Source organism: Vibrio sp. 1402, from assembly GCF_033340275.1.
This window is the reverse complement of sequence record NZ_JAWOWE010000133.1, coordinates 1-883: the sequence shown is the minus strand read 5'-3', so window position 1 is coordinate 883 and position 883 is coordinate 1. Positions and strand designations below refer to the sequence as shown.

Sequence of the window (883 nt, the reverse complement as noted above, 5' to 3'; positions counted from 1 at the left end):
CGCTCGTGAACTCCCTTGAATTTAAACCGTTTAACGGAGTCGTCGAATACCGAAGATAGTTGAGCGGGAATGCTTCGAAATACAGATTCGATTAGCTGTGCGTCCACTTTTCCAGAGTACTTTCCGAAATCACGCATGTAGCCCTCAATTAAGTTCCTATGGACTTCAGACACGGCTTCAATGCGTTCAATAATACTGAGTTCTGAGTTTTCGAACCATGAGTTTACGGCTTCAGGCATACCGCCAACAAAATAATAATCGGTCAGTAGTTCGATTAATTTTGTATGAGCTGCTGGAGAATTCAGCTTTTGGTCAAATGCTTTTTGCAGTGCTCTTTCTCCAGATGCCCACAAGAATTCCCTGAAAGTCAGTGGTCTTAAATTGTGTTGCTCAACTTTTCCAACGGGAAAGGACGTGAGCAATCCGATATTTGAACCACTAGCAGCAACATAAGCTTTGGGAGCCTTTTCTGCAAAGTACTTAAGAGAGGTGACCGCTCTTGGACATTCACCAATTTCATCTAAAATGAGAAGATCTGTCGATGGTTCGAAGATTTCTCCTGTTAATAGTTCAATGTTGGTGATGATGTCATTAGGGTTTAGAGAGCCTGAAAAAGCTTCCATTAACTCAGGGCTTTCTAGGAAATCGATTCTTATCACATTTTCGAATGTACTTCCTAATAGTTCCTGCAATAGGAATGTTTTACCAGTTTGTCTAGCACCGTCAATCAGCAAAGGCTTCCTTGTCGGCTTGTCTTTCCAGGTGAGTAGGTTTTCAAGTAATGTTCGTTTCATCTAGCCACCTCAGTTAAAGAGCTTATCTGGTTGAGTGTATATTACACAAAAATGCGCAATTAAATGCAAGATATAACATTTTTTTGGCG

General features: G+C 41.0%; 1 protein-coding gene. It reads right to left on the bottom strand.

Features of this window, described 5'->3' with window-relative positions:
* On the bottom strand, positions 1-794 hold a 794-nt coding region (locus R7044_RS24615; protein WP_225455923.1), incomplete at its 3' end, for an ATP-binding protein.
* Positions 795-883: the final 89 nt, after the last annotated feature.